General features: G+C 44.6%; 26 protein-coding genes and 1 other annotated feature. Of the genes, 11 read left to right on the top strand and 15 right to left on the bottom strand.

Annotation, left to right across the window (positions count from 1 at the left end; all coding sequences use genetic code 11):
- Positions 1 to 166 precede the first annotated feature (166 nt).
- Complete coding sequence (locus tag AB4512_RS00600; protein WP_017062029.1) at positions 167 to 847, top strand: hypothetical protein; 681 nt, start codon at positions 167 to 169, stop codon at positions 845 to 847.
- Positions 848 to 979: 132 nt separating this feature from the next.
- Positions 980 to 1,180, top strand: coding sequence for a DUF4250 domain-containing protein (locus tag AB4512_RS00595; RefSeq protein WP_004736508.1), 201 nt, complete (start codon positions 980 to 982; stop codon positions 1,178 to 1,180).
- Between the two features lie 139 nt (positions 1,181 to 1,319).
- Here AB4512_RS00595 and AB4512_RS00590 read toward each other — a convergent pair whose 3' ends face one another.
- On the bottom strand, positions 1,320 to 2,231 hold the full coding sequence (locus AB4512_RS00590) for a LysR substrate-binding domain-containing protein (RefSeq protein WP_017063530.1): 912 nt from the start codon (positions 2,229 to 2,231) through the stop codon (positions 1,320 to 1,322).
- A gap of 280 nt (positions 2,232 to 2,511) precedes the next feature.
- Between AB4512_RS00590 and metE the strand changes: the two genes are divergently transcribed.
- A complete protein-coding gene (metE, locus tag AB4512_RS00585; protein ID WP_372174133.1) occupies positions 2,512 to 4,875 on the top strand; it encodes a 5-methyltetrahydropteroyltriglutamate--homocysteine S-methyltransferase in 2,364 nt (787 codons plus the stop codon).
- Positions 4,876 to 4,967: 92 nt separating this feature from the next.
- Here the strand turns inward: metE and AB4512_RS00580 are convergent, their stop codons facing one another.
- From AB4512_RS00580 to AB4512_RS00555, 6 genes are all read right to left on the bottom strand, one after another.
- Positions 4,968 to 5,363, bottom strand: coding sequence for a GspS/AspS pilotin family protein (locus tag AB4512_RS00580; protein ID WP_017062026.1), 396 nt, complete (start codon positions 5,361 to 5,363; stop codon positions 4,968 to 4,970).
- 1 nt (position 5,364) lies between these two features.
- A complete protein-coding gene (locus AB4512_RS00575; protein ID WP_004741234.1) occupies positions 5,365 to 5,661 on the bottom strand; it encodes a YciI family protein in 297 nt (98 codons plus the stop codon).
- A 195-nt stretch (positions 5,662 to 5,856) separates the two neighbouring features.
- Complete coding sequence (gene yciA / locus AB4512_RS00570; RefSeq protein WP_009846426.1) at positions 5,857 to 6,255, bottom strand: acyl-CoA thioester hydrolase YciA; 399 nt, start codon at positions 6,253 to 6,255, stop codon at positions 5,857 to 5,859.
- 195 nt (positions 6,256 to 6,450) lie between these two features.
- Positions 6,451 to 7,017, bottom strand: coding sequence for a septation protein A (locus tag AB4512_RS00565; RefSeq protein ID WP_372057993.1), 567 nt, complete (start codon positions 7,015 to 7,017; stop codon positions 6,451 to 6,453).
- A gap of 133 nt (positions 7,018 to 7,150) precedes the next feature.
- A complete protein-coding gene (locus tag AB4512_RS00560) occupies positions 7,151 to 7,399 on the bottom strand; it encodes a hypothetical protein (RefSeq protein WP_017069991.1) in 249 nt (82 codons plus the stop codon).
- Between the two features lie 285 nt (positions 7,400 to 7,684).
- The gene (locus AB4512_RS00555; RefSeq protein ID WP_017063534.1) at positions 7,685 to 8,572 is read right to left on the bottom strand and encodes a LysR substrate-binding domain-containing protein; all 888 of its coding nucleotides are present in this window, start codon (positions 8,570 to 8,572) and stop codon (positions 7,685 to 7,687) included.
- Between the two features lie 181 nt (positions 8,573 to 8,753).
- Here AB4512_RS00555 and hisC point away from each other — a divergent pair, with 181 nt between their 5' ends.
- The 5 genes from hisC (at position 8,754) to AB4512_RS00530 (ending at position 14,124) form a co-directional block, all read left to right on the top strand.
- Positions 8,754 to 9,896, top strand: a complete 1,143-nt coding sequence (gene hisC / locus AB4512_RS00550) for a histidinol-phosphate transaminase (RefSeq protein WP_372174131.1) — start codon at positions 8,754 to 8,756, stop codon at positions 9,894 to 9,896.
- A gap of 10 nt (positions 9,897 to 9,906) precedes the next feature.
- A complete protein-coding gene (locus AB4512_RS00545) occupies positions 9,907 to 10,680 on the top strand; it encodes an ABC transporter substrate-binding protein (RefSeq protein WP_102393430.1) in 774 nt (257 codons plus the stop codon).
- 608 nt (positions 10,681 to 11,288) lie between these two features.
- Positions 11,289 to 12,248, top strand: coding sequence for a TRAP transporter substrate-binding protein (locus AB4512_RS00540; protein WP_017061504.1), 960 nt, complete (start codon positions 11,289 to 11,291; stop codon positions 12,246 to 12,248).
- Positions 12,249 to 12,315: 67 nt separating this feature from the next.
- On the top strand, positions 12,316 to 12,795 hold the full coding sequence (locus AB4512_RS00535; protein WP_017061503.1) for a TRAP transporter small permease: 480 nt from the start codon (positions 12,316 to 12,318) through the stop codon (positions 12,793 to 12,795).
- 21 nt (positions 12,796 to 12,816) lie between these two features.
- On the top strand, positions 12,817 to 14,124 hold the full coding sequence (locus AB4512_RS00530; protein WP_017083908.1) for a TRAP transporter large permease: 1,308 nt from the start codon (positions 12,817 to 12,819) through the stop codon (positions 14,122 to 14,124).
- Positions 14,125 to 14,226: 102 nt separating this feature from the next.
- Here AB4512_RS00530 and AB4512_RS00525 read toward each other — a convergent pair whose 3' ends face one another.
- The 8 genes from AB4512_RS00525 to AB4512_RS00490 form a co-directional block, all read right to left on the bottom strand.
- On the bottom strand, positions 14,227 to 15,546 hold the full coding sequence (locus AB4512_RS00525; RefSeq protein ID WP_346393668.1) for a dicarboxylate/amino acid:cation symporter: 1,320 nt from the start codon (positions 15,544 to 15,546) through the stop codon (positions 14,227 to 14,229).
- 310 nt (positions 15,547 to 15,856) lie between these two features.
- Positions 15,857 to 16,663, bottom strand: coding sequence for a tryptophan synthase subunit alpha (trpA, locus tag AB4512_RS00520; RefSeq protein WP_017070760.1), 807 nt, complete (start codon positions 16,661 to 16,663; stop codon positions 15,857 to 15,859).
- Positions 16,663 to 17,853 (bottom strand): tryptophan synthase subunit beta, encoded by a 1,191-nt coding sequence (gene trpB, locus AB4512_RS00515; protein ID WP_017061500.1) that lies wholly within the window; start codon positions 17,851 to 17,853, stop codon positions 16,663 to 16,665. The genes trpA and trpB overlap by 1 nt, the downstream gene beginning before the upstream one ends.
- A gap of 123 nt (positions 17,854 to 17,976) precedes the next feature.
- Positions 17,977 to 19,416 carry a bifunctional indole-3-glycerol-phosphate synthase TrpC/phosphoribosylanthranilate isomerase TrpF gene (trpCF, locus tag AB4512_RS00510; RefSeq protein ID WP_372174129.1) on the bottom strand — a complete coding sequence of 480 codons (1,440 nt, stop codon included), beginning with the start codon at positions 19,414 to 19,416 and terminating at the stop codon, positions 17,977 to 17,979.
- 25 nt (positions 19,417 to 19,441) lie between these two features.
- Entirely contained in the window at positions 19,442 to 20,437 is a 996-nt protein-coding gene (trpD, locus tag AB4512_RS00505; RefSeq protein WP_372174127.1) for an anthranilate phosphoribosyltransferase, read from the bottom strand.
- Positions 20,438 to 20,446: 9 nt separating this feature from the next.
- Complete coding sequence (locus AB4512_RS00500; RefSeq protein WP_010438041.1) at positions 20,447 to 21,037, bottom strand: aminodeoxychorismate/anthranilate synthase component II; 591 nt, start codon at positions 21,035 to 21,037, stop codon at positions 20,447 to 20,449.
- Between the two features lie 2 nt (positions 21,038 to 21,039).
- Positions 21,040 to 22,629 carry an anthranilate synthase component 1 gene (locus AB4512_RS00495; protein ID WP_017063545.1) on the bottom strand — a complete coding sequence of 530 codons (1,590 nt, stop codon included), beginning with the start codon at positions 22,627 to 22,629 and terminating at the stop codon, positions 21,040 to 21,042.
- A gap of 125 nt (positions 22,630 to 22,754) precedes the next feature.
- Positions 22,755 to 22,869 (bottom strand) — a sequence feature (Trp leader region).
- Positions 22,816 to 22,941, bottom strand: a complete 126-nt coding sequence (locus tag AB4512_RS00490) for a trp operon leader peptide (protein ID WP_009848753.1) — start codon at positions 22,939 to 22,941, stop codon at positions 22,816 to 22,818. (Overlaps the previous feature by 54 nt.)
- Positions 22,942 to 23,061: 120 nt before the next feature.
- On the opposite strand from AB4512_RS00490, the gene rnm reads away from it, so the two are divergent.
- The 3 genes from rnm to rluB all read left to right on the top strand — a co-directional run bounded on the left by rnm (position 23,062) and on the right by rluB (position 25,793).
- A complete protein-coding gene (gene rnm, locus AB4512_RS00485; RefSeq protein ID WP_017061496.1) occupies positions 23,062 to 23,916 on the top strand; it encodes an RNase RNM in 855 nt (284 codons plus the stop codon).
- 62 nt (positions 23,917 to 23,978) lie between these two features.
- Positions 23,979 to 24,599 (top strand): L-threonylcarbamoyladenylate synthase, encoded by a 621-nt coding sequence (locus AB4512_RS00480; RefSeq protein WP_009848751.1) that lies wholly within the window; start codon positions 23,979 to 23,981, stop codon positions 24,597 to 24,599.
- A 159-nt stretch (positions 24,600 to 24,758) separates the two neighbouring features.
- Entirely contained in the window at positions 24,759 to 25,793 is a 1,035-nt protein-coding gene (gene rluB / locus AB4512_RS00475; RefSeq protein ID WP_017055112.1) for a 23S rRNA pseudouridine(2605) synthase RluB, read from the top strand.
- Positions 25,794 to 26,013: the final 220 nt, after the last annotated feature.

Genomic DNA, 26,013 nt, shown 5'->3' with positions numbered 1-26,013 from the left:
TGTTAGTTCTGGTGTCTTTCGTCTTTTTACGGTAAATGGCGACAAAAGAACCATACAACAGCATAGTTGAAGCCTTGAATAACGTCGCTAATTTGTGATTTTGATTAGTGTTCGCAGCAGTTTTTGATATTATTCGCGAAAATAAGTCTGAAGAAGTAGATCCACAATGGTCGAAACGTTATTAGTACAATTTGCTCCGATGCTTTTAGGAGCCCAACTGATCTTAACCCTCATCTTGGTGAAAGGGGATATTTGTCCGGGGCAGCGTGGTCGTATCCACAAGATGTTACCTGCGATTGGCGTGCTGTGGCTTGCCGTTGCCTCAGTAAAAATTGAAGCCTTTCTGGTCGTGTTTGCGATCTTTTATTTCTATTCTCAAGTTCAAACTAAGAAGACACGCGATTCTGGCCCTATTTGGGTGATGTACTTAGCTTGTGGTTTGGCATTGTCTTACGTTGCTATCCAAGCGACGGAACAAGCAACTACCGTTGGTATCATCACTACTGTATTGCTAGTGGCACTGTTAGGCTCAGCGTTTGGCCATTTACTGCTGACGATTGCAAGAACACGCTTACAGGCATTTCACCGTGTTCTGCCTGTTGTTGGTGTTTTGACGGGCATGTTGGTGGTTTTGGCAACAGTCGTGAGTGTCTATTCTTTGTCTGAAGCTCAACTAGAACCAGTGATTTCAACGCTACTGTTCAGCTTTGCTTTGCTAATCTCAGCTATCGTGGTGTGGTGTTGGCATCTACTGTTCGTTAAAACCCCGGAAAAACTTCAACTGACGGTTTCGTTACTGATGTTATTGGCTGCGGCTGTGGGTTTAACGCCAGTGTGGGCACTTTAATCGCGGACTTTCATTAATTACGTGCGCTCATTAATCACGCATTCTCTTTAAGAAGTGTGATCAGTTTTTTAGCATGGCCTTGGTAAGCGTTCTAAACTTAATTTTAGTCGGTGTGTTCGTAAGGAGTACGAGATGGATTTAAGCAACGTCAAAGGTTTCGATAGCATTATCTTGCTGGGAATCGTGAATGAGAAACTTCGCCTAGAGTGCGATAGCTTTGAAGAGCTGATCAGTATGTATGAAATGGATATAGAAAGTGTCGTGGGCAAGCTCGATATGCTTGGCTATCAATACGACCCATTGACTAACCAGTTTAAGTCTTATCCAAGATAGTCTATTTTCGCGAATCAACAGATATCGAAAATCATCGATACTGAAACTAAAAAGTCACAGATTATCTGTGACTTTTTTTGTTTCTGGCGTTTGCCTTTCCGATTTAATACAGGCTTAAGCTAGCTCAATAATGAACCTCTTAAACGACCTCAATACCATCTAAGTGACTCTTACTCTGCTGTCTTGCTGTGCTAAAGAAAGCCTGTAGGTAACGTTTGTCTTTTTCTGAGTTTCTTACTGCGGCAAACAGTCTTCTTGAAAGCCCTTTACCTAACGGTTTGCTGGCTATCAAACCTTGTCTTGAGAACTCACTGATCGCCCAATTTGGTAATGCCGCGACACCTAATCCTGCTGATACCATTTGCACCAACATTAAGGTGTTGTCTGCTTGTTTCCACTTCTTAGGTTCTACACCTGCTGGTTGCAAAAAGTGCTTCACTACGTCTAAACGCTGCTTTTGAACTGGGTAGGAGAGCATAGTGAGATCGCTAAGATCTTGCGGTTCAATGCTCGCCTTTTCTGCCAAAGGTGAGTTGATTGCGGTGATCAAACGCATCTCAAAATCAAAGAGTGGTTCGTAGTGAACCTCAGAGCGAGGCTGTATATCAGAGGTGATCACCAAATCTAGCTCGCCTGCCATTAGCGCGGGTAGCGGCTCAAACCCAAAGCCTGACGAGAAATCTAGCGTTACGCTTGGCCAAGCCACTTGATATTCCTTCAAAGCAGGCATTAACCATTGGAAGCATGAGTGACATTCAATCGCCATGTGCAAACGACCATTCACATCCTCTTTCAGGCTCGCGAGTTCGTTCTCCGCTTTAGCTATTCTTGGCTGTATCTCATCGGCAAGCCTAAGCAAAATCTCACCTTCAGAGGTGAACTTAACTGGTCTAGTTTTACGTAGGAAAAGCTGACCACCGATACGCGCCTCAAGGTCTTTCAGTTGGTGAGAAAGCGCCGACTGAGTCAAGTGAAGAGAAGTTGCCGTCGCTGTTAGCGAGCCGCTGTCTCTTAAGGTAGTCAATGTTCGAAGGTGTTTAAGCTCTATCATGAGTTTTCCTCATATTCCCTAAGCCAATTCAATATTTCTTAATAATCACCCTACGGGCTTTTCTTTCATTTGTAAACGTCTAGATGTCCAGATGGATTTAATTTTTCAGCTTTAGATTATTCAAGATGAATATTTTTAATAAACAAGATGAATATTTGGACGTTGTTCATCGTTCAGATTAGGGAGATAGTTTAGCCATCTAGACGCCTTGTAAAGAACTTAAACCATAAGCTAGGCAGTTTGATCGAACACTAAAAATTATTGAATAAGGAACAGGTTCATGACTACGACAACGCATATTTTAGGCTACCCACGTATCGGCGAAAAACGCGAACTCAAATTCACTTTAGAAAAATACTGGCGCGGTGAGATTAACCAATCAGATTTAAAGCAACTCGGTAGCGAACTAAGAAAGCGTAACTGGAATGTACAAGCTAAGGCGAATCTAAGCTTTGCAACTGCGGGTGACTTCGCATGGTACGACCATGTTCTAACAACGACGTTACTTCTAGGTCATGTACCTGAGCGTCACGCTGGTGGATCAGAAGGTGAAAAAGCCTTCCCAGATTTAGATACCTTGTTCCGCGTTGGTCGCGGTCAATCTCAAACTCAAATACAATCTCAAAGGCAGCCAACTTGTTGTGGCGCTAAGCACGGCTCTGAAAGCGCTAAAGATGGTGCAGCAGCATCAGATATGACGAAGTGGTTCAACACTAACTATCACTACATTGTTCCTGAGTTCAGTAAAGACGACACCTTTGAAGTGAGTTGGCCACAACTGTTTGACGAAGTGAGTGAAGCGATTAAAGCGGGGCATAAGGTGAAGCCAGTTCTTCTAGGCCCATTATCTTATTTATATCTCGGCAAGGAAGTAGAAGAGGGCTTTGACCGTTTAACTTTGCTTCCACGCTTGCTTACCGCTTACCAAGCGATTCTGGCAAAACTGGCCAAGTTGGGCGTTGAGTGGGTACAAATCGATGAACCTATCCTTTCTCTGGAACTTGAGACTAAGTGGGCAGATTCATTCAAATTGGCTTATCAGGTGATTCAAGGTGATGTGAAGCTACTCCTTACCACGTACTTTGATTCTGTGACTGACACGTTAGATAAAATCATGGAACTGCCCGTCAACGGCTTACACATCGATTTGGCTGCCGCACCGCAGCAACTCGATCAAGTGGTGAATAAGCTACCTGAAGATTGGGTGCTTTCTGCGGGTGCAATCAATGGACGCAATGTTTGGCGAGCAGACTTAGCCGCGCAGCTTGAGTTACTGCAACCAGTGAAAGAAAAGCTAGGCGATAAACTATGGGTCGCAAGTTCATGTTCATTGCTGCATAGCCCAGTCGACCTTGAGTTAGAAGAGACGCTTAGCGAAGAAGTGAAGAGTTGGTTTGCCTTTGCAAAACAGAAAGTCACTGAGGTGAGCTTATTGGGTGCGGCGTTAGACGGCGACCAAAATGCCATTTTAGCGTGTGAGACGTATAGCCACCCGATTGTTGCACGCAAGAGTGCAACTCATGTGAATAAGCCGCAAGTTCAAGCTCGTATTAACACGATAACTAAAGCGCTAGCAGAGCGCACTGCTCCATACGCAGAACGTGCCGCGCACCAGTCTGAGGTGTTAGGCTTACCGCTGTTACCAACCACAACCATTGGTTCATTCCCACAGACAGGCGAGATCCGTGTTCAACGTAGCGCTTACCGCACTGGCAAACTGAGTGAAGCGGAATATAACACTGCATTGAAAGGCCATATTGCGGATGCCGTTAAACGTCAAGAAGCACTGGATTTGGATGTGCTTGTTCATGGCGAAGCTGAACGTAACGACATGGTGGAGTACTTTGCAGAAAACCTAGCAGGCTTTCAAACCACTAAGTTTGGTTGGGTACAAAGCTATGGCTCACGCTGCGTGAAGCCGGCGATTGTGGTCGCGGATATAGAGCGTGAGAAGCCGATGACCGTAGAATGGTCGACCTATGCCCAATCTCTGACCTCGAAGCAGATGAAAGGGATGCTGACAGGCCCAGTCACTATCTTATGTTGGACATTCCCACGTGAAGACATTTCACGCAAAGAGATCACTAATCAATTGGCATTTGCGCTGCGAGATGAAGTGTCTGATTTGCAAGACGCGGGCATCAACATTATTCAAATCGATGAACCAGCGATTCGTGAAGGTCTGCCATTGAAAAAGCGCGACCACGCAGAATACCTAGAGTGGGCGGTCGATGCCTTTAAGATCTCAGCGGCAAGTGCTAAACCAGAAACTCAGATTCATACCCACATGTGTTACAGCGAGTTCAACGAGATCATTGATTCAGTAGCCGCGCTAGATGCCGATGTGATTACCATTGAGACTTCTCGCTCGAACATGGAACTGCTGAAAGCATTTGAAGAGTTCAACTACCCGAATGCGATTGGACCTGGCGTTTATGACATTCACTCACCAAACATCCCGTCAGAAGAGTGGATTGTTGATTTACTTAAGAAAGCGGCAGAGAAAATTCCAGCGGAACGTTTGTGGGCAAACCCTGATTGTGGGCTGAAGACACGGAACTGGGCAGAGACGGAAGCGGCGCTGACTAACTTAGTTTCGGCAACTAAAGCACTGCGTAAAGAGTGGGAATCAACCGAGGCATAATTCAGCTTAGGATTTTGATTGCTTCATAAAACAAAGGCCTCGCATTTGCGAGGCCTTCTGGTTTTATACTTGTTCGAATCTCGAGCTAGAATCTAGCTGCTGCTCTGACACGTCTCTTTGCTGATCAACTTCTCAACCATCAGTTGTCCGCGAGTGTTGCGAATCTTGATGTTGTAAGCCAAGCCCATATCAAGGTTTGCTCTCACTTCAGAGTTGGTGCAGTAGCTATTCACACTCATGTCTACAACTTGGTTTAAAGGCTTAGCACCTTTTGCATCTTGGTTGTAGATCATCATGATTTCGATAACCGTGTTTTTTGCTAGCACGCGCATGACCGACAGTGGGCCATACTCAATCGGCAGGCCTGCAGATAAAACGCCAGCTCGGTGCTGCGCCATCATCTCTAGCTGTCTTTGTTCGTCTTGCTCACTTGAAGCACAGCCTGCAAGCAGAGCTAAAGCCAGTGAGCCAATAATCCATTTTTTCACGTTAAAATACTTTCTTGAATGGTTTTACAATCACATTTTGGTAAACGCCAGCATCAATGTACGGGTCAGCGTCTGCCCATGCTTGTGCATCTTCCAAAGAGTTAAATTCAGCAATCACAGTTGAACCTGTAAAGCCTGCTTCGCCAGGGTTATCTGAATCAATCGCTGGCATTGGACCTGCTGTTAACAGTCGGCCTTCATCGTGAAGTGTTTGTAGGCGTTCTAGATGTTGTGGGCGAACACTTAGGCGTTTTTCTAATGAATTTTCGACGTCTTGAGAAAAAATCACGTACCACATATTGAGATATCCTTATTTTACTTCACTAAATTTGGGGCGTTTAAATTCGCTATCTTGCTAATTTACGCGAACTAATTGGTATTGGAAGGGCTAATGATAAGAAATTGTGAATTGGTGCGGGAGAGTGAGAAGGTCTTTAGCATTTTTAATCGAAATGGCTAAAGACCTTACAGTGCGATAGGGCTGTCGAAAGTCCTATTTATTGATAGAGCGAGGCTTGCCACTTTCATCAACTGCCACGTAATTGAACGTCGCGCCACACACCTTGTAACGGTCGCCGATGCCGTGATCAAGTACAGGCTTAACCCATACTTCTAGGTCGATATTCATCGAGCTACGACCAATTTTAGTACAGTCACCATAAACGCACACCACATCACCTACTGAAACCGGCTGTTTGAACTCGATACTCGATACTGAAACGGTGACTATTTTGCCGTTAGAGATCTCTTTTGCCAGTATGCCGCCAGCAAGGTCAAGCTGTGACATTATCCAACCACCGAAAATCTGGCCTGCTGCATTTGTATCAGAAGGCATCGCTAATGTGCGAAGAAGTAAAGAACCAATCGGGTTCAAAGTTGATTGAATAGTCATTGTCGTACTCTTAATGGTATTGATTGTTTTATATAAAAATAGATGTGTTTACGAGACTCGTGGTGGTCTAATTTTTAACGTCTTCACCGAACACAAATAATCAGCGGCCAATGATCACGAGTATCATTGGCCACTGTTAAATAGCATATTGATAATAATTGTATCAAAAAGGGGATGAGGACTCATCCCTTAGGGTTACTTCTCGTCGGTATTTTTATCCGTTAACTCGTTCTGCTGATCTTTTGGTAGATGCTTATAGATGTAGACACCCGTTAGCAAGGTAAATGCAAAAGTAGCGATCAGTAAGCCAAACACTTTGAAGTTTACCCAAACATCCAAGGGTAGGCTGAAAGCAACGTAAACGTTGAGAATGGCACATAGGGTAAAGAACAGCGTCCATGCCCAGTTGATCTTGCCCCATACCGAATCAGGCAGTGTGATCTCTTTGCCTAACATACCTTTAATCGCTGATTTGCCCATGATGTGACTGACCGTCAGGCCAATCGCAAACAGTGCGTAAACGATGGTGACTTTCCATTTAATGAAGTTGTCGTCGTGCAAGAAGATGGTCATGCCACCAAATACGGCAACCATTAGAAAGGTGATGACCTGCATTTTTTCGACTTTCTTGTAGATGAAATAAGTCAAAATAATTTGAACTGCAGAGGCAACGATCAAAGCGCCGGTCGCGGTATAGATGTCGTACATCTTATAAAGCGCAAAGAAAATAATGAGAGGAATGAAATCAAGAATTTGTTTCATGAGACACTGACTATCCAGTTAGTTGAGTTGCTGACAGTCTAACGAAAACTGTCTCGATGCTAAATAGCTCGAGACAATTGGGTGCCAATTAATTCAATCTAACCACTCATCGTGTTTAAAGAGTTGAAGCAGGTTATCGCATTGACGAGGTTTGATAGCGAGGTATCAGCTTTTTGATATCTTCAAGGTAACCTTCGCTCTTTAAGCTGTCTAAGGTGTTTTCGAGCTCTTGCTCACTCATGGCAAAACATGTCGATTTACCGGTCGTTAAGTCGAGATACTCGTGATATTCACGCTCTGTGAAGTGGCCAATTCTGTCCATTAATAGGGTTTTAATTCCATGGTGAATCAAGCCGTAATACGTATGTCTTTGTAAGGTCATAGCCTATCCTCCGTGACAAGCTGCAGTGAAACTGGTGCAACCTGCTGTATATTGGTTGGGTTATCTATGACAAAGCAACTCGAATGCCATTTTCTCCAACGGAACAGAATAAATTCCAGGCTAAATAGAATTGAACTTCTTTTCAAATAGTTAAAGGAAGGTACGTTCTATTCTCTGACAATCAATACGAAACAGACATCAAATAGTTTCATTTTGAGAACGGAAAAATTCTCATTATGACGCTCTCCTGCCGCTTATAAAGAGGCCTACCAACAATGATTGCCGCTAATCGACGAGCCAATCAACAAGCGTAGATAAGGATGTATTTTGTCGATTCTTGGGTTGCAGCAAGAAGTAACCATTTCCAGAGAAGACACTGCCTTCACTCACTTTCACCAATCTACCCAAATCAATATCTTGCTTGGCCAGCGTGATGTCGCCTATGGCAATGCCAAACCCTTGAATGGCGGCGTTCATAGCTTGATCGAGTGTTGCGAATTGTTGGTTGTTCTTGCTTGAAAGGTCGTGGCTGCCTATGTGCTCTAACCAAAGTCGCCAATCACTTTGCTCATTGTTGGCGTGTAGCCAAGTGTATTGGGCAAGCTTGTGTGGCTTGATGATGGTCGATGCGTCGTCGACAAGATGGCTCTGTGTAATGCTTTGTGCTTGGCAAACGGGCGCTAGCTGCTCGTTAAACAATAATTGGCTGATAATCGATTGTTGGTTTGGCTTCTTACCATAGGTAATTACGGCGTCAAACGGATCAAAGCTTGGTTCGAAGACGTGCTTGATGGTCGACGTCAGTTCGACATCAATTTCAGGATAGGCTTGCTGAAAAGACATCAACTTAGGTAGTAGCCAAGAGGTAATACAGCTCGGTGCGTTGAGTTTGATCTTAGACGGAGAGCTAGCCACTTGATTTAGAGCCGATTGCAGCTGATGAATCGTTCCTTGTATCAGGGGAACCAGTTCTTCTCCTTTCGGCGTTAAAGACAATCCGCGAGCATGGCGATAGAAGAGATCACAGCCAAGGCTTTCTTCAAACGACAATACCTGACGACTCACTGCACCTTGCGTAACATTGAGCTCATGTGCCGCGCGTGTAAAGTTGAGGTGCCTTGCCGTAGACAAAAACGCGAGCAAGGTTTTGGTTGAAGGAAGTGTGCGATTCATATCTTTACCTATGACTTTTTATCATGGCTATTATGTGATTATTTCGATTCATTTATCAATAGTGTTCTGTTTGAATGTAAATACTTAATCATCATTTGTGATTCAATATTTGTATAAGTCACATTTTTTGAATATTAAGGCAATGATGAAGACATTGTGATTTTGTGAAAGGGATAGCTTCTTGACATCTTTTATTGATAGCTTAGTGCCTCAGGCTGTAAAAAAATTAATACCTTATCAATCGGCAAGAAGAATTGGTGGTGATGGACGTGTCTGGCTAAACGCCAATGAATTGGAAAGCTCGCTGTTTCAAGGAGAAGCAAGTCACAACCGATACCCAGACTTCTTACCACAAGATATTGCTAAGGCTTATCAAGATTACTGTAGTACCGATGCCGCGACTGTGGCTGTTCGTGGTGCAGATGAAGCGATTGATTTGCTGATCAGAACATTCTGTAAACCGGCGTGCGACAACATACTTATCTGCTCTCCAACGTATGCGATGTATGAGTTTTGCGCTGATGCATTGGCGATTAATACCTTGGACTCTCCATTGCAGGAAGACTTTAGCCTGAACGTCGCTGATATTGTGAATAAGGCAGAACTGGCGAATATCGTGTTTCTTTGCTCACCAAACAATCCAACGGGCAATGTGATTCCTAAATCGGATTTGATTCAGGTATTGGAAGGCACGATTGGGAAGTCGCTAGTGGTCGTCGATGAAGCGTATATCGAATTTGAACCACAAACGTCAGCCGTTAGTCTTATTGAACGCTATCCACATTTGGTTGTGATTCGCACCTTGTCTAAGGCATTTGGACTGGCTGCGGTTCGTTGTGGTTTTATCTTAGCGAGTCAAAATGTGATGCAGTATGTCGCGAAGCTGATTCCACCTTATCCGATGCCAGATTGCTCATCTCAAATTGTATTAGACGCGTTGTCTGATGAACGAGTCTCAGTGATGCAAGATGCGACGCAGAATCTGGTTGAGCTGCGTAACTGGTTTGCTTGTGAGTTAACGCAGTTTGATTTCATCGAGTCTGTTTACCCTTCATCGACAAACTTCATTTTGCTGCGTCAAAAAGCTGGGCATCAAGTGTTCAGTGTCTTGGCGAAGGACGGCATTGTGACAAGGAACCAAAACCATGAACCGGCTTTGCGTAACTGTGTTCGAATCAGTATTGGTAGCCAAGAGAGCATGCTAGAAGTGATAACGTCACTAACACGTTACCAAACCGAATTAGAACAGAGTCAACAAGGCAAACACATTCAACAAGCTCAACATAAAGAAACTCAATCTCAACTCGATAAAGATCATATCTAGGATGGCAATGATGAAAAAGATAATACTAGGACTCGCTTGTGCGGTCGCTTTACTTGGTACAACGGTACAGGCGAAAGAAATCCGTTTGGCGTCGGACTTTACGTATCCGCCATTCAACTATAAAAACAGCGACGGTGTGCCTGTCGGGTTTGATATTGAGATAGCTGATGCCTTGTGTGAGCAAGCTAAACTCGATTGTACTTGGGTTTCACAAAGCTGGGATTCGCTAATTCCAAGTTTGTTGGCAAGAAAGTCAGATGTGATTATGGCGTCAATGCGTATCACCGAAGAGCGTAAGCGTAAGATCTTATTTACTGATAAGTACTACCAAACTCCAGCCGTGTTTGTTGCTGCTAAAAGCGCGGAGTTCAGCGTTGATGAGGCGGGCTTGGCGGGCAAAACTATAGGTGTTCAACAAGGTACGATTCACGATCGCTACGTAACCGACAAGTTTGGCAGTGTGGCCAACATTAAGCGTTACACAGGGCAAGATGAAGTGTATCTGGATCTGCAAAATGGTCGTCTAGATCTAACCTTTGGCAACTCGGATCAACTGTCATTAGCTTTCTTAGATAAAAAAGAAGGTGAGGGCTTTGAATTTAAAGGTAAAGCAGTAACCGACAAAGCCTACATTGGCGAGGGTACGGCGTTAGCACTAAGAAAGCAGGATTCAAAACTGGCGAAACAATTCAATGCCGCGATTGAAGAGATCAGAGCGAACGGTACTTACGACAAGATCGCCGCTAAGTACTTCACGTTTGATATCTATGGCGCTGATTTGTAATTCGTTTAACGCCTAAAAACTAGAACACCAAAAACAAAAATCCGAGGGCTGTGAAGCTCTCGGATTTTTGTTACAAATAATTCGTCTTAGTAAGATTCCCACCGTTGTCTTTATCCCTGCTTATCCACTCTTGTTCCATACGCTCAGCCTAAAACCTTACCTCGACCACCTCGACCACCTCGACCACCTCAGAAATCGCCGTTCACGATTCGCTTTTTCAATCGATGAGACCTTCTTTGTCCGTGCTTAATTACTGATTTTAAGATCTTAAAATAACACAAATTTGCGCGTGATTTTTGCTAATAGACGGTTCTAAAAGCAGTTGAAAGCGCTCGGAATTCCCCAAAAATCCGAAGTTAGACTGCTTAATGGTCTAATTGGTGCCAAATATGATTGGTATCACAATCAATTCAGCTCTCTGGCAAATAGATGAACCTTAGCTCACAAAATATACACATAGTATTGTAATACAAAATATATGAAGGTAAGAATATTGTAATGAAACGTTACTGCTATGAGCGATGTGCAATTGAACGTTAGATTTCAAACTTAGCTATAGCGTTGCATATAAAACTGTACCTCTTACAAAATGGATTCTGGAGAAGAACATGAAAAAACACCTACTGACGATTGCAGCGGCTTCAATTCTGATGGCATTTGGCGCTCAAGCAAAAACTTTGACGTTAGGGCATGCAATGTCATTAGAAAGCGCAGCTCACCAAGGCATGGTGATCATGGCTGATAAAGTGAAAGAAAAATCGAATGGTGAACTTACGATTAAGATCTTTCCAAACGGTCAATTAGGCTCTGAACGTGACCAAGCGGAGCAAGTTGTTACTGGCGCGATTGATATGGCCAAAATCAATGGTGGGTTAGCCGAATCTTTTGAACCAACGTTTAAGGTTAATGCACTGCCTTTCTTATTCCGTGACGTTCCACATATGAGAACCTTCATGCGAAGTGAAGCTGCACAAGAGATGCTGCTTTCAAGCGAAGGTAAAGGTTTCATCGGTCTTACATTCTATGATTCAGGCACACGTAGCTTCTACGCTAAGAAAGCCATCAACTCACCAGCAGATCTAGCTGGCATGAAAGTTCGAGTTCCTGGTTCTCCAACCATGATGGAAATGGTTAACTTACTTGGTGGTAAAGCAACGCCTGTACCTTTCAATGAGGTATACACGGCTCTGCAACAAGGTGTAATTGATGGTGCTGAGAATAATATTTCTAGCTTAGTTGAAATGAAACATAGTGAAGTTGCCAAATTTTACTCTATGGACCAGCACATGATGACGCCTGACGTGATCATCATTTCTGAATACAAATGGGGTACTTTAACGGCTAACGAGCAAAAAATCTTAAAAGAAGCTGCAGCTGAGTCTCTTGAAGAGCAGATCAAAATCTGGGACGCAACAGATGAAATGAACAAAGAGAAAGGAATGAAAGCAGGCGTAACGTTTGTTGATGTTGATAAAGCCCCGTTCCGTGCCGCTGTTAAACCTATGATTGATGAAGCCAAAAAAGACCCTAAATTAGCTTCATTCATTGAAAAAATTGAAGTTCTGTAATCAGTCTTAGTGAAAATATAATTTTGCCTTGGCTTTGCTAAGGCAAAATTTTTTGAGGTATCACACCATGTTAGCAACTTTCAGAAACCTACTTGATAGGTTGATTCTTTTTGTCTCTTCTTTTGCATTAATGTTACTTGTCGTTACTGTCACTTGGCAGGTTTTTAGTCGCTATGTTTTGAATGACCCAAGTAACTGGACTGATGAACTTGCTCGTTATGCGATGGTATGGCTTGGATTATTAGGAGCAAGCTACTTATTCGGTATCAAAGGGCATTTAGCTATAACGTTATTGGATGGTTATCTTAAGGGTAAAGCGCACATAGCATTACATCTACTCATCAATATCATTTCTGGCGCATTTGTATTTCTGGCAATGCTTCAAGGTGGCATCGCCTTAATGGGAAGAACCACACAACAACTCTCTCCAGCACTGCAATTACCGATGTCGACAGTGTATTCAATCTTGCCGATTTCAGCCGTTATTATCCTCATCTATTTGGTCATGAATACGTTTGATCTTTTTTGTGAACCCAACAAAAAGTAAGTTTTAAAAGGATTCTATATTATGGATTTGTCCATTGGTGTTTGGCTGCTAGGCCTATTCTTATTCATGATCGCGATAAGCATGCCGATTGCGATTGCAATTGCCATGTCATCTTTAACCATCATGTATTTCATCTTACCGTTTGAAGTCGCGAGTATTACTGCGGGTCAAAAAATCATTACCGGTATCGATAGTTTCAGTTTATTAGCTATCCCTTTCTTTATCCTCGCGGGGAATATAATGAATGTGGGTGGCATTGCGAGTCGACTCATCAACCTTGCAAAGCTCTTGGTTGGTTGGATCCCGGGCTCACTTTTTCACGTCAACATCTTCGCCAATATGATGTTTGGCGCGGTTTCAGGATCAGCCGTTGCAGCAGCTGCTGCGGTTGGTAAAACCTTAGGTCCTGAATTAGAAAAAGATGGTTATGATAAAAACTTAGCAACAGCAGTAAACGTTGCATCCTGCCCAGCAGGCTTACTAATACCGCCGAGTAATTCACTGATCGTATTTTCAGTAGTATCGGGCGGAACATCCGTTGCGGCGTTGTTTATCGCAGGTTATGTCCCAGGTATTCTAATGGGCTTAAGTTGTATGGTCGTCGCCTATTTCATCGCTAAAAAGAAAGGTTATAAAACAAGTGCCAATGACGGCTTCACAGCGAAAGATGTGCTGAATATTGTTTGGCAAGCAACGCCCAGCTTAGGGCTTATTGTAGTGGTTATTGGCGGTATTATTGGTGGTGTTTTCACTGCAACAGAAGGGGCATGTATAGCGGTTCTTTACTCTTTTATACTGTCACTCTGTTACCGAACCCTCAAATGGGCACACTTCCCGATAATTTGTAGAGAAACCGTTCAGGTCACTGGCATTATGCTGTTTTTGATTGGTGCTTCTACCATCATGTCATGGGCTATGGCGTTTACCGGTCTACCAACCATGATCAGCGATTGGATGCTCTCTATTTCAGACAATCCAATTATCATCTTTATTCTGATGAACCTGATTCTACTGATTGTGGGTATGTTTATGGACCTTACGCCAGCCGTATTGATCTTTACCCCTATCTTTATGCCGATTGCTGAGCATTTAGGCATGCATCCAATTCACTTCGCGATGATGATTATCTTCAACTTATGTATTGGCATTGCAACGCCACCCGTTGGTACGGCGCTATTTGTGGGTTGTAGTGTCAGTGGCTCTAAGATTGAAAACGTTATAAGAAGTATCATGCCGTTTTGTGCCGTATTGATCGTCACACTGTTGGCCATTACTTTTATTCCTGAAATTAGTTTGGCTCTGCCTCGTGCGTTTGGACTCATCAATTAGCCTGACAAGGGTAAGATTTACCGAATCAATATCGATCATTACCTAATAAAAAAACCGCCTCATGAAGGCGGTTTTATTTATCAATCAAACTGAAGCTTAATATTACGCTTGCTGTTTTTGTAGCTCAGCTTCTTTCGCTTCGTCTTCGATTAGAGAATCAACGATGACTGCACATGCTGCATCACCAGTGATGTTTAGAGCAGTACGGATCATGTCGAAGATACGGTCTAGAGCGAACAACAGAGGTAGACCTTCAATAGGGATACCAGCTGCTAGAAGAACCGCAACCACTAGGAAAGAAGGACCTGGAACACCTGCTTGACCAACTGCGCCTAGAGTCGACGTTACGATGATAGCAATGTAAGCGCCCATAGACAGGTCGATGTTGAACAGCTGTGCGAAGAAGATAGCAACTAGGCCGTAGTAAATTGCGTTACCAGACATGTTGATCGTCGCACCAAGTGGCAGAACGAATGAAGCCGTAGAGTTACGAACGCCAAGTTCTTTCTCTACCGTTTCCATTGTTACTGGCAGTGTCGCCATTGAAGAGGCTGTTGATAGTGCAACCGCTTGAGGCTTCTTCATTGCCACTAGGAACTTCTTAGCAGAAGTCTTAGTGAAGATTTGAATCATTAGCGGGTAAGCAACAAAGCCGAAGATCAGAATCGCAGCGATGTAGACAACGAACAGTTTGAACACAACCATAAGTGCGCCAAAGCCGAATGTACCCACAGCTTCTGCCATTAGGCCGAATACGCCAAGTGGTGCAATGATCATAACCTTGTTGATCATCCAAACCATAGCGTCAACAATCGCGTTTACGCCATTGATGATAGGGTCACGTTTCTCTTTCGCTTGTTTAGAAATCGCAATACCGAAGAATAAGCAGAAAACTAGAATTTGCAGAATGTTTGCTTCATTCAGTGATTGGAAAACGTTGGTCGGGATCATGCCTGTGATGGTTGCCCAGAACGTTGGAAGTTCACCTTTCGCAGCGTATTCAGAAGAGAACATGCCTTCAACGCCAGAAACATCGATACCACGACCTGGTTCGAATATTTCACCCATTACTAGCGCTAGTGCTACAGCAAGTGCAGACGTTAGTGCAAAGTAACCTAGAGTGGTCACGCCCACTTTACCTGCTGATGAGCTGTTGCCTAGACCAGCAGCACCTGAAATTAGGGCAACCGCGACTAGAGGGATAACCAGCATCTTGATCAAATTGATGAAGATAGCACCCAGTGGAGCGAACATAGTTGCGCTGTCACCCATCATCGCACCGACTAGGGTACCGATGATCATTGCAATAACGACTTGAACGCCGATGTTGCTTAGTAAACTCTTTTCTTTTAACACTTCCATAACCTCTGTGCTACTAAATATAAAAATCCCAGAACTACTCACCAATGTACGATGTACCATTGGATTAATATTTCGCGAGAAGTTTTACACGTATCTTTTACATTTATCAATATGAGCAGAGATGAAAGAACACCAAAAAGCAGTAATCAAATGTCATTTGATGATTTTCCACACTAAAGCAAACGTTTGCTTTTTGGTTTGTCATTATTTTTATAAATGGTGGTGATGTTTTGGTGGGGTATTATAGGTGTGCTACAGGTTTGTATGAGGTGTTGTTTTTATCAGAAATTTAACAATTGAGAGGGTTTGGACGTGTTCTCGGAGAAAAACTCCCACAGCGCAAATTATCGCACTAGTGGGAGCCTATTTATTATTTTTGCGTTGCCGCTTTCATTGGCGTAACAAACTCAGCAAGTGCTTTAAGCATTGCTTCTGGTTGTTCAACGTTGTTTTCAATGATTTTCACAACCGCAGAGCCAGAGATAGCACCAGCAGCGCCAGCTTCGATGGCTTCTTTTACTTGCTCAGGAGCAGAGATACCGAAACCAAGCAGTGCTGGTGGCGCATCAAACTTGTTCAAACGGTCAAGTAGGGCTGTCACAGGCATGTTTGCTTTGGTTTCTGCACCCGTTACGCCAGCACGAGAAAGTAGGTAAGTGTAACCACCACCTAGCTCAGAAACCGATTGAAGCGTCTCATCACTTGCTGTTGGTGGAGCAATAAAGATTGGGTGAATACCAAACTTCTTAGCTGCAGCAACAAACTCGCCACTCTCGTTGGTTGGTACATCAGCAATCAATACTGAATCGATACCTGCATTCGCACAACGCTCGTAGAAGTTCTCGATACCACGTGCGTACACCAAGTTTGCGTACATCAGTAGGCCGATTGGCAGATCTGGGTATTTAGCACGAATTTGACCAATAAGATCAAAACACACATCTGGCGTTACTTTTGAATCTAACGCACGAATGTTTGCACCTTGGATTGTCGGGCCATCTGCAAGCGGATCTGAGAATGGAATACCAAGTTCAAGTGCATCAGCACCCGCTTCAACGAGTGTTTCCATGATCTTAAGAGACTGCTGAGGGTTAGGATCGCCAACCGTTACGAATGGTACAAATGCGCCCTGATTCTTTTCAGCTAAGCGAGTGAAGAGTGATTGATAGCGATCCATTATAATGCTCCTTTCTCTTTAAGAATGTCGTGTACAGAGAAGATGTCTTTATCACCACGACCAGATAGATTAACCACTAATAGCTGTTCTTTCTCTGGGTCATCGTGAGCCATTTTAACAGCATGAGCCAAAGCATGAGATGACTCTAGCGCTGCGATAATACCTTCTTTACGTGCAATCAATTGGAACGCTTCTAGCGCTTCGTCGTCGGTCACGTTGTCGTATTCAGCACGGCCAATAGCATTTAGGTGCGCGTGTTGAGGACCAACTGATGGGAAGTCTAGACCCGCAGATACAGAGTAAGACTCTTCTACTTGGCCGTTCTCATCTTGCATCAGTGGCGCTTTCATGCCGAAGAAGATACCGGTTTTACCGTGCTTAAGCGGCGCGCCGTGTTGGTCGGTATCAATACCTTTACCAGCCGGCTCTACACCGATTAGGCGAACAGTTTCTTCTTCAATGAAATCCGCAAACATACCGATAGCGTTCGAACCACCGCCGACACAAGCGATAACCGCATCAGGAAGGCGACCTTCACGAGCTAGAATTTGGTTCTTCGTTTCTTCACCAATCATGCGTTGGAAATCACGAACAATCGTTGGGAATGGGTGAGGACCCGCTGCAGTACCCAATAGGTAATGCGCGTCTTCATAAGTTGCAGACCAGTCACGTAGTGCTTCGTTACACGCATCTTTTAGCGTTGAAGAGCCAGAATGAACAGGGATAACCTCTGCGCCCATTAGCTTCATACGGAACACGTTCGGGCTTTGACGTTCAACGTCTTTTGCACCCATGTAAACACGACACTTAAGACCTAGTAGAGCACACGCTAGAGCCGTTGCCACACCGTGTTGGCCTGCGCCAGTCTCAGCGATGATTTCCTGCTTACCCATGCGTTTTGCTAGCAATGCTTGACCAAGTACTTGGTTTGTCTTGTGGGCGCCACCGTGAAGTAGATCTTCACGCTTAAGGTACAGTTTGGTTTTTGTGCCTTTAGTTAGGTTACGAGTCAACGTTAGTGCCGTTGGACGACCAGCGTACTCTTGAAGAAGCGTCATGAATTCGCTGCGGAACTCAGGATCGGCTTGTGCATCGATAAATGCTTGTTCAAGTTGGTCTAGTGCTGGCACTAGGATCTGCGGTACGTATTGACCACCGTATTCACCAAAGTAGGCATCGAGTTTAGCCATTGTGTTATTCCTTCAATTCTATCGATGTGTATTCACACCAAGTCATTTAATCTTGCTTGAGCTCCGCAAAAGGCAAAGCCCACAAATAAGTTTCTAGTGATTAGGCTCGTAATTTAGAAAAGCTTAGTAATTACGAATCGCTGTAAAAGCGCGTTGCAGTTTGTCTGCGTCTTTTTTACCTGGAGCTGATTCAACGCCAGAGTTTAGGTCTAATCCTAAGCAGCCTAACTTAGCCGCTTGGTTAGCATTTTCTGGATTTAGACCACCCGCCAACATGATTGCGCTTTGGTTATTGATTAGGCTCCAATCGAACGCTTGACCAGTACCACCTGTTTGAGAACCAACTTTAGTATCTAGTAGGTGACGAGTCACGTTGCTTTCCAGTAATTCTGGTAGCGAGCTTTTAGCACCGGAAGCAACACCGTAGGCTTTCCAAATCTCAACGCTTTCAGGTAGTGACTGTTTTAGCTCATCGACAAACGCTTGAGACTCATCACCGTGCAATTGCACAGCGAACAGGCCTAGCTCAGAAACCGTTTTCGCAACGTCAGTAACGCTGTGGTTTTGGAACACACCCACGTAGTTCAAAGGTGCGCCGCTCATAGTCAAACGAGCCGCTTCGATATCCACATGACGCTTAGATGCTTCAACGAATATCAGACCACCGAATACCGCACCAGCTTGATAAGCCTTTGCTGCATCGTCAGAGTGAGTTAAACCACACACCTTGTTTTCACCCAGTGTTACTTTGCGTACCGCAAGCTCGAGGTTCTTCTCTGCCATTAGAGAGCTACCGATTAGGAAGCCATCTGCAAACGTTGAAAGGTCACGAACTTGTTGATGTGTGTAGATGCCAGACTCTGAAATCACAACTGCGTTTGGAGCCAGTTCGCGAATCAGCGGCGCCAACTCTTTAGTACGGTTCAAATCAGTCGAAAGGTCACGAAGATTACGGTTGTTAATGCCGATCACCTTAGCGTTTAGAGCGACTGCACGGTGAAGCTCTTCTTCGTTGCTGACTTCGGTCAATACACCCATGTTGAGTGAGTGAGCGACTTCCGCCAGCGCTTTGTACTCTTCGTCATCTAATACCGATAGCATTAACAAGATAGCATCAGCTGAGTAATGACGAGCTAGATACACTTGGTAGGTATCAACCATGAAGTCTTTACACAGGATAGGCTGCTTAGCAATGCTGCGAACTTTAGGTAAAAACTCAAAGTCACCTTGGAAGTACTTCTCGTCTGTCAGCACAGAAATCGCGTTTGCGTGGTTGTTGTAAACAGAAGCAATGTAGTCGAGGTCAAACTCGTCACGGATTAAACCTTTTGACGGAGAGGCCTTTTTACATTCAGTGATGAAAACCGTTTGTTCTCCGCTCAGAGCGTCATAAAAGCTGCGGTCTGTTGCAGTTAGTGACGCTTTAAACTCGTCTAATGGTTGAGTCTGCTTACGTGCTTCAACCCATTGGTATTTATCACGAACGATTTTTGCTAATACTTCCGCCATTTCAGCTTCTTTGACTGAAACGTGGGTCGACAGTTTATCGGTAGTCTGTGTCATGTTCTTTGTCTCGATTCGTCGTTCGTTAGGCGTGTGCAGCAAGCTTTTGTACAAGCTCGTATGCTTTGCCAGAGTTCATCGCGTCAATTGCTTGCTGTGCGTTGGCTTTTAGGTCTTCGTGACCAAACAGACGCATCAGTAGAGCAACGTTGACTGCCACTGCGCCAACTTGAGCATCAGTGCCTTTACCCGTCAGGATATCGGTTGTGATGGCTTTGTTCTCTTCTGGCTCGCCGCCCTTGATTGCTTCAAGAGGGTGAGTGTTCAGGCCAAAGTCTGCCGGTGTCACTGTGTACTCGTGAATTTTGCCATCTTTAATTTCAGCAACGATTGTCTCGCCATGAATAGCCACTTCATCAAGGCCACTACCATGCACAACGGCAGCACGCTTCATACCCATTTGCAGCATGGTTTCCGCGATAGGGCGGACGAGCTCTTTGCTGTAAACACCCATTAACTCGATATTAGGGCGAGCAGGGTTAATCAGTGGACCAAGGATGTTGAAGATAGTGCGCGTTTTCATCGTCTGACGAACAGGCATCGCGTGACGTACACCGACGTGATATTGCGGAGCAAATAGGAATGCTACGCCAAGCTCGTCGACTGCAGTACGAGTGTCTTCTGCTGTCATCGCTAGGTTAATACCGAACGAATCCAGTAGGTCAGAAGAGCCTGATTTGCTCGATACGCTGCGGTTACCGTGCTTCGCGACTTTTAAGCCACACGCTGCGGCAACAAATGCAGAAGTCGTCGAGATATTGATGGTGTTGTGACCGTCGCCACCTGTACCTACGATGTCTGCGAAATCGTAATCAGGGTGCGGGAACGGGTTTGCATTCGCAAGTAGTGCTTTTGCTGCGCCTGCAATTTCATCGGGCGTTTCGCCTTTGATTTTCAGTGCAGTTAGCGCAGAAGCCATCAAGATTGGGTCTAGTTCACCCTTGATGATCACATCAAATAACTGTTGGCTTTCTTCTTGAGTAAGAGACTGCTGTTCGTAAAGTTTATTAATCTGTTCCATGATCGTTTCCTATATCGTCTTTTTCTCAAGAGCCCATTCGATAGCGTTTGCTAGAAGCGTTGCACCGTAGGTCGTCATAATTGATTCAGGGTGGAATTGGAATCCACACACCTTATCTTGTTCTTGAACCACAGACATCACCAAATCATCTACTTCAGCGGTCACCGTTAGGCTATCAGATACATGCGTTGCCACTAAAGAGTGGTAGCGAGCGATAGCCAATGGCGAAGGTAAGCCTTGGTAAGTCGCATGGTTTTGGTGTTCCATCATCGACACCTTACCATGAATGATTTCGCCAGCGCCTGCAACGGTGCCGCCATAGGCTTCAACAATCGCTTGGTGGCCTAAGCAAATACCAATCATTGGCACTTTACCTTTTAGAAGCTGAATCAGCTCTGGCATACAGCCCGCATCTGCTGGAGCGCCAGGGCCTGGTGAAAGCAGTGCAACAGGGTTGTCTAGTTCGTTGATCGCCGCTTCAACTACTTTTGCAGGAATGTTGTTACGGTAAATTTTTACGCTGTGACCTAATGAACGAAATTGGTCTACAAGGTTGTAAGTGAACGAGTCGAAGTTATCGATGAATACAATATCAGCCATGATTACGACTCCTTCTTATTTGTTAGGTTCTTAGTATGAGCTGCTTGAATCGCTGAGATAACCGCTTGTGCCTTGCCGCGAGTTTCATCGGCTTCTGCTTGTGGGTCTGAATCGAATACCACACCAGCGCCAGCTTGTACTTGTGCTACGCCATCTTCAACGTAAGCAGAGCGAATTACGATACAAGTATCTAGAGTCCCTTCACCGGTTAGATAACCGACTGCACCACCGTAGCTACCACGACGCGTTTTTTCTACGTCACGAATAAGCTGCATTGCGCGGATTTTTGGTGCGCCCGTTAGCGTGCCCATGTTCATACAAGCTTGGTAAGCGTGCAGAGCATCTAAGTCTTCACGGAGCTGACCAACAACACGAGAAACCAAGTGCATTACATGGCTGTAGCGGTCTACTTTCAGTAAGTCTGCTACGTGGCGAGTGCCAGCTTCGGCAATACGTGCCACATCGTTACGCGCTAGGTCAACTAGCATCATGTGCTCGGCGTTTTCTTTCTTGTCGGTACGCAGTTCAAGCTCGATACGGCTGTCTAGGTCGAAATCGATTTGACCGTCAGGGCGCTTACCACGACGACGAGTACCAGCAATCGGGTAGATCTCGATTTGGTTGGTTTCTGTCTCGTATTTCAGCGCGCTTTCTGGAGATGCACCGAACAGAGTAAACAGCTCGTCTTGCATGTAGAACATGTAAGGGCTTGGGTTGCTTTGTTTGAGTTCTTTATAAGCCGCCAGTGGGGCAGGGCAAGGTAGAGTGAAGCGGCGTGAAGGTACCACTTGGAATACATCGCCTTTAACTACGTACTCTTTTAAATCACGAACCGTTTGGCAGAAGTCTTCATCTGAAACGCTAGGTACAGCTTCAACGTTGTCTAACGGCGTTACTTCAGTGATGGCTTTCAGGGACTGACACTGAGTTTGAATGTCGGCTAGACGGTCAGTTAATTGCGCTTTGATGTTGTCATCTTGAGCAAATAAGCTCGCGTGAAGTAGGCCTTCGTTCTCTTGGTGATCGAAACGCAATAGTGTTTCAGCTACGTAGAATACAAAGTCAGGACAATTGTTGGTTGCTTCAGCATCACCTAGTGGCTCAAAGTTTGCCACGATGTCGTAAGCGAATAAGCCCGCCATGAATAATGCGTGTTTGTTATCCGCGTCTTGCTCAAAGCTGTGCTGAACCAAACGCAGTGCATCGAATGAAGAGGCTTCTCTTAAACGTGAGTCTTCGTCTAATTCGTTGCTTGGTTCGATAAAAGTCAGCGTCAAAACGTTATCAGTAAGGTCAGATTTAATTTCTGCTTTCACGTTTTGAGTGAGATGTTCGATAAGCGCTTGACCGTTTTCAGTCAATGCTTGAAAGGTTACTTCATGTCCGCGACATACGATGCGAACAGCAGAGTCGATAAGGAGTAGGCTTGTCAGGTTCTGTTTAGATTCAATCTCGGCAGATTCCAACAAAAGACTATCAGTTTTGTTTTCACACAAAGTATGAAAAACGCTGGTTGGATCTTGCGAGTAAGGAACTGAGGAATTGATGACCTCAATGGTTCCCAGCTTTTTGATTTCAATGGCCTTGTTCACAAGACCTCCTTTATGATTCTTTAAATTTCCTGCCGTACATAGTCGCATAAAGATACCTTTCACCCAATCTAGAATATGGTCAATTCGATGATTTGTTAGTCAGTTGAATGTGAGATGTTCGACAAATTAAAAAGCCCGCTATTAAAGCGGGCTTAGTGATAACTTTTTTATAAACAAACTGTTTAACTAGAAGTACACGTTAGCCCACCAAGAACTTGTCCAAGTGCGCCACCAATTAAGCTCTGAACTTGCTTCTACTGAAGAAAGTTCTAAAACTTTATCTTTATGGTTTTGGTTAAATTCTTGTAACATGGTGAACCTATCAAATGTGATACTTCGTATTTGTGTACTAGTTAACTAGTTTTCTGCTTGCGGGTCAAGTGTGTTGACACAAATATAACGATAAAAATTGAAAACAATGAAAAAGAATATATGAGAATTGATCTACATAGTCATACAACAGCCTCAGATGGCCGACTTACTCCACCTGAGCTAATTGACCGAGCGCTTGGCTTTAACATCGAAGCGCTAGCGATTACAGATCATGACACGACTGATGGGCTTGCTGAAGCACGCAGCTACATTGCGGATAACAACCTTCCTATTCAGTTGATAAACGGCATTGAGATTTCGACTGTTTGGCAAAACAAAGATATCCATATTGTTGGGTTAAACGTTGATCCTGAGTCACCAGAACTCAAAGCGCTCATTGAACAACAGAAGCAACACCGTATTGGGCGTGCTGAGATGATCGCTCACCGTCTTGAGAAAGCGACTCGTGAAGGGGTGTTAGAAGAAGTTAAATTGATTGCGGGTGATGCACCAATCACTCGCGCTCACTTTGCTAAGTGGCTAGTCGACAATGGCTATGCGAAAACTATGCAGCAGGTGTTTAAAAAGTTTCTTACTCGTAATAACCCAGGTTATGTGCCGCCAACTTGGTGTTCAATGAGTGATGCTGTCACGGCTATTCATGCTGCTGGTGGACAAGCCGTACTCGCTCACCCTGGGCGATATGGACTTACAGCCAAGTGGGTTAAGCGCCTGCTAGCGGCATTTGTTGAAGCGAAAGGGGATGCGATGGAAGTAGCTCAACCTCAGCAAGCGCAACAAGAAAGACGCACACTCGCGGATTATGCTATACAATACAAACTATTAGCCTCCCAAGGCAGTGATTTCCATTACCCATCTCCGTGGATGGAACTTGGACGCAATCTCTGGCTACCTTCTGGGGTCGAAGAAGTATGGAAAGATTGGGAGTTTCAAACGGTTTCACCATCTGAATAGTCTTTAGGTGAGCCAGCTCCTTCTGATGATAGAGTCGAGAGATTCGATAACGAGGATCAACAATGAGCCAGTTTTTTTATGTACACCCAGATAACCCACAAGCACGCTTAATTACTCAAGCGGTTGCGATTATTCGCAATGGCGGCGTTGTGGTTTATCCAACAGATTCCGGTTATGCGCTGGGCTGTCAGCTTGAAAACAAACAAGCACTTGAACGTATCTGTAAAATTCGTCGCATCGATGACAAGCACAATTTCACCTTGTTATGTCGTGATCTTTCTGAATTATCACTGTATGCACGCGTCGATAACGTGGCTTTCCGCCTACTGAAAGCACATACACCAGGTGCTTACACGTTTATCTTTAAAGCAACCAAAGAAGTGCCAAAGCGTTTGATGAACGCCAAGCGTAAAACGATTGGTATTCGTGTCCCAGACAACAAGATTGCACTCGACCTTTTGGAAGCGATGGGTGAACCATTAATGTCGACGTCTCTGATTCTGCCGGGTAACGAGACTACGGAGTCGGATCCAGAAGAAATTCGTGACAGCCTAGAACATGCGGTTGATGTCATTTTGAATGGCGGTTACTTAGGTGAGCAACCGACGACGGTTATTGACTTCAGTGACGATGATGCCGTGGTTCTACGTCGTGGTGCTGGCGATCCTGCGCCGTTTGAATAATCGCTTTACTGATTAACAGTCTGTAACGATACAGCAAACCTGCCACAGTAAATAACAAGTGCTTTTTGGCAGGTTATTTGCGATAATACGCGACCGCGATTTGGTCGCGAAAAATTCATTCGACGTCTGTGAAGACGACAATTAGGTAGAAAAGAGTAAATGAGCGAAAAATTACAGAAGGTTTTAGCGCGAGCTGGTCACGGTTCTCGTCGTGAACTAGAAGGTTTAATCAAATCTGGTCGTGTAAGTGTTAACGGTCAAGTTGCGAAACTGGGCGAGCGTCTTGAAGACGAGAACTCAGTGATCCGTATCGATGGCCATACTGTTTCAGGCAAGGCTTCTGAAGAAGTGGTTTGTCGTGTACTTGCTTACTACAAACCTGAAGGTGAGCTTTGTACTCGTCACGACCCTGAAGGCCGCCGTACTGTTTTCGATCGTCTACCTAAGATCCGTGGTTCTCGTTGGATTTCAGTTGGTCGTCTTGATGCAAACACATCAGGCCTTTTGCTTTTCACTACTGATGGTGAGCTTGCAAACCGTCTAATGCACCCAAGCCGTCAGGTTGAGCGTGAGTACCTAGTACGTGTATTCGGTGAAGTGACTGAGCAAAAAGTTAAAAACGTTACTCGTGGTGTACAACTAGAAGACGGCATGGCTCGTTTTGAAGATGTTGTTTACGCTGGTGGTGAAGGTATGAACCATACTTTCTACGTAGCGATTAACGAAGGTCGTAACCGTGAAGTTCGTCGTCTTTGGGAATCTCAAGAAACGACAGTAAGCCGCCTGAAACGTGTACGTTACGGTGATATCTACCTTGATAAGAAACTGCCTCGTGGCGGTTGGAAAGAGCTAGATCTTCAAGAAGTTAACTACCTGCGTGAGCTTGTTGAGCTTAAGCCTGAGAAAGAGACACTGTTGGATCTTGATCCTTCAAACACTTCTCGTAAGCGTGAGCGTTCTCGTAGCCAAAAAATTCGTCGTGCTGTTAAACGTCACGAAGAGCGTGCAAACGCACCAAAAGGCCGTAGCAACCAAACTAAGCGTAAGAAGCCTGCAACTCGCGGTACTACAACACCTGATTCAGGTCGTAGCGCTCCAGCTGCAAACAAAGGCAAACCTCAGGCTAACAAAAGTAAGCCTAAACTGAACAACGGTCGTCCGGCTAAACCAGCTAAGCCAAGAACACGTCAGTAATTACGTAATTTCTTACGCGTAAAGCTTCATTAGCTGAAAGCACTGAATACTAAAAAACCTGCTCATTGAGCAGGTTTTTTTACGTCTGGAGAAATAGCAGATGCGGGATGCGAGTAACCGAGTATCGAAAACATGCTGCCATAAGTGACAGTAAGCGAGCTTTTCGCATCTCTTATCTCGTGTAGGCGCATCTATAATCTGCTCGTATCTCGTATCTCGT

This window comes from Vibrio sp. 10N.222.52.B7, from assembly GCF_041474275.1.
GTDB classification, from domain to species: domain Bacteria; phylum Pseudomonadota; class Gammaproteobacteria; order Enterobacterales; family Vibrionaceae; genus Vibrio; species Vibrio crassostreae_C.
Note: the sequence above shows the minus strand (reverse complement) of the source record. Positions and strands in the feature narration are given on the sequence as shown.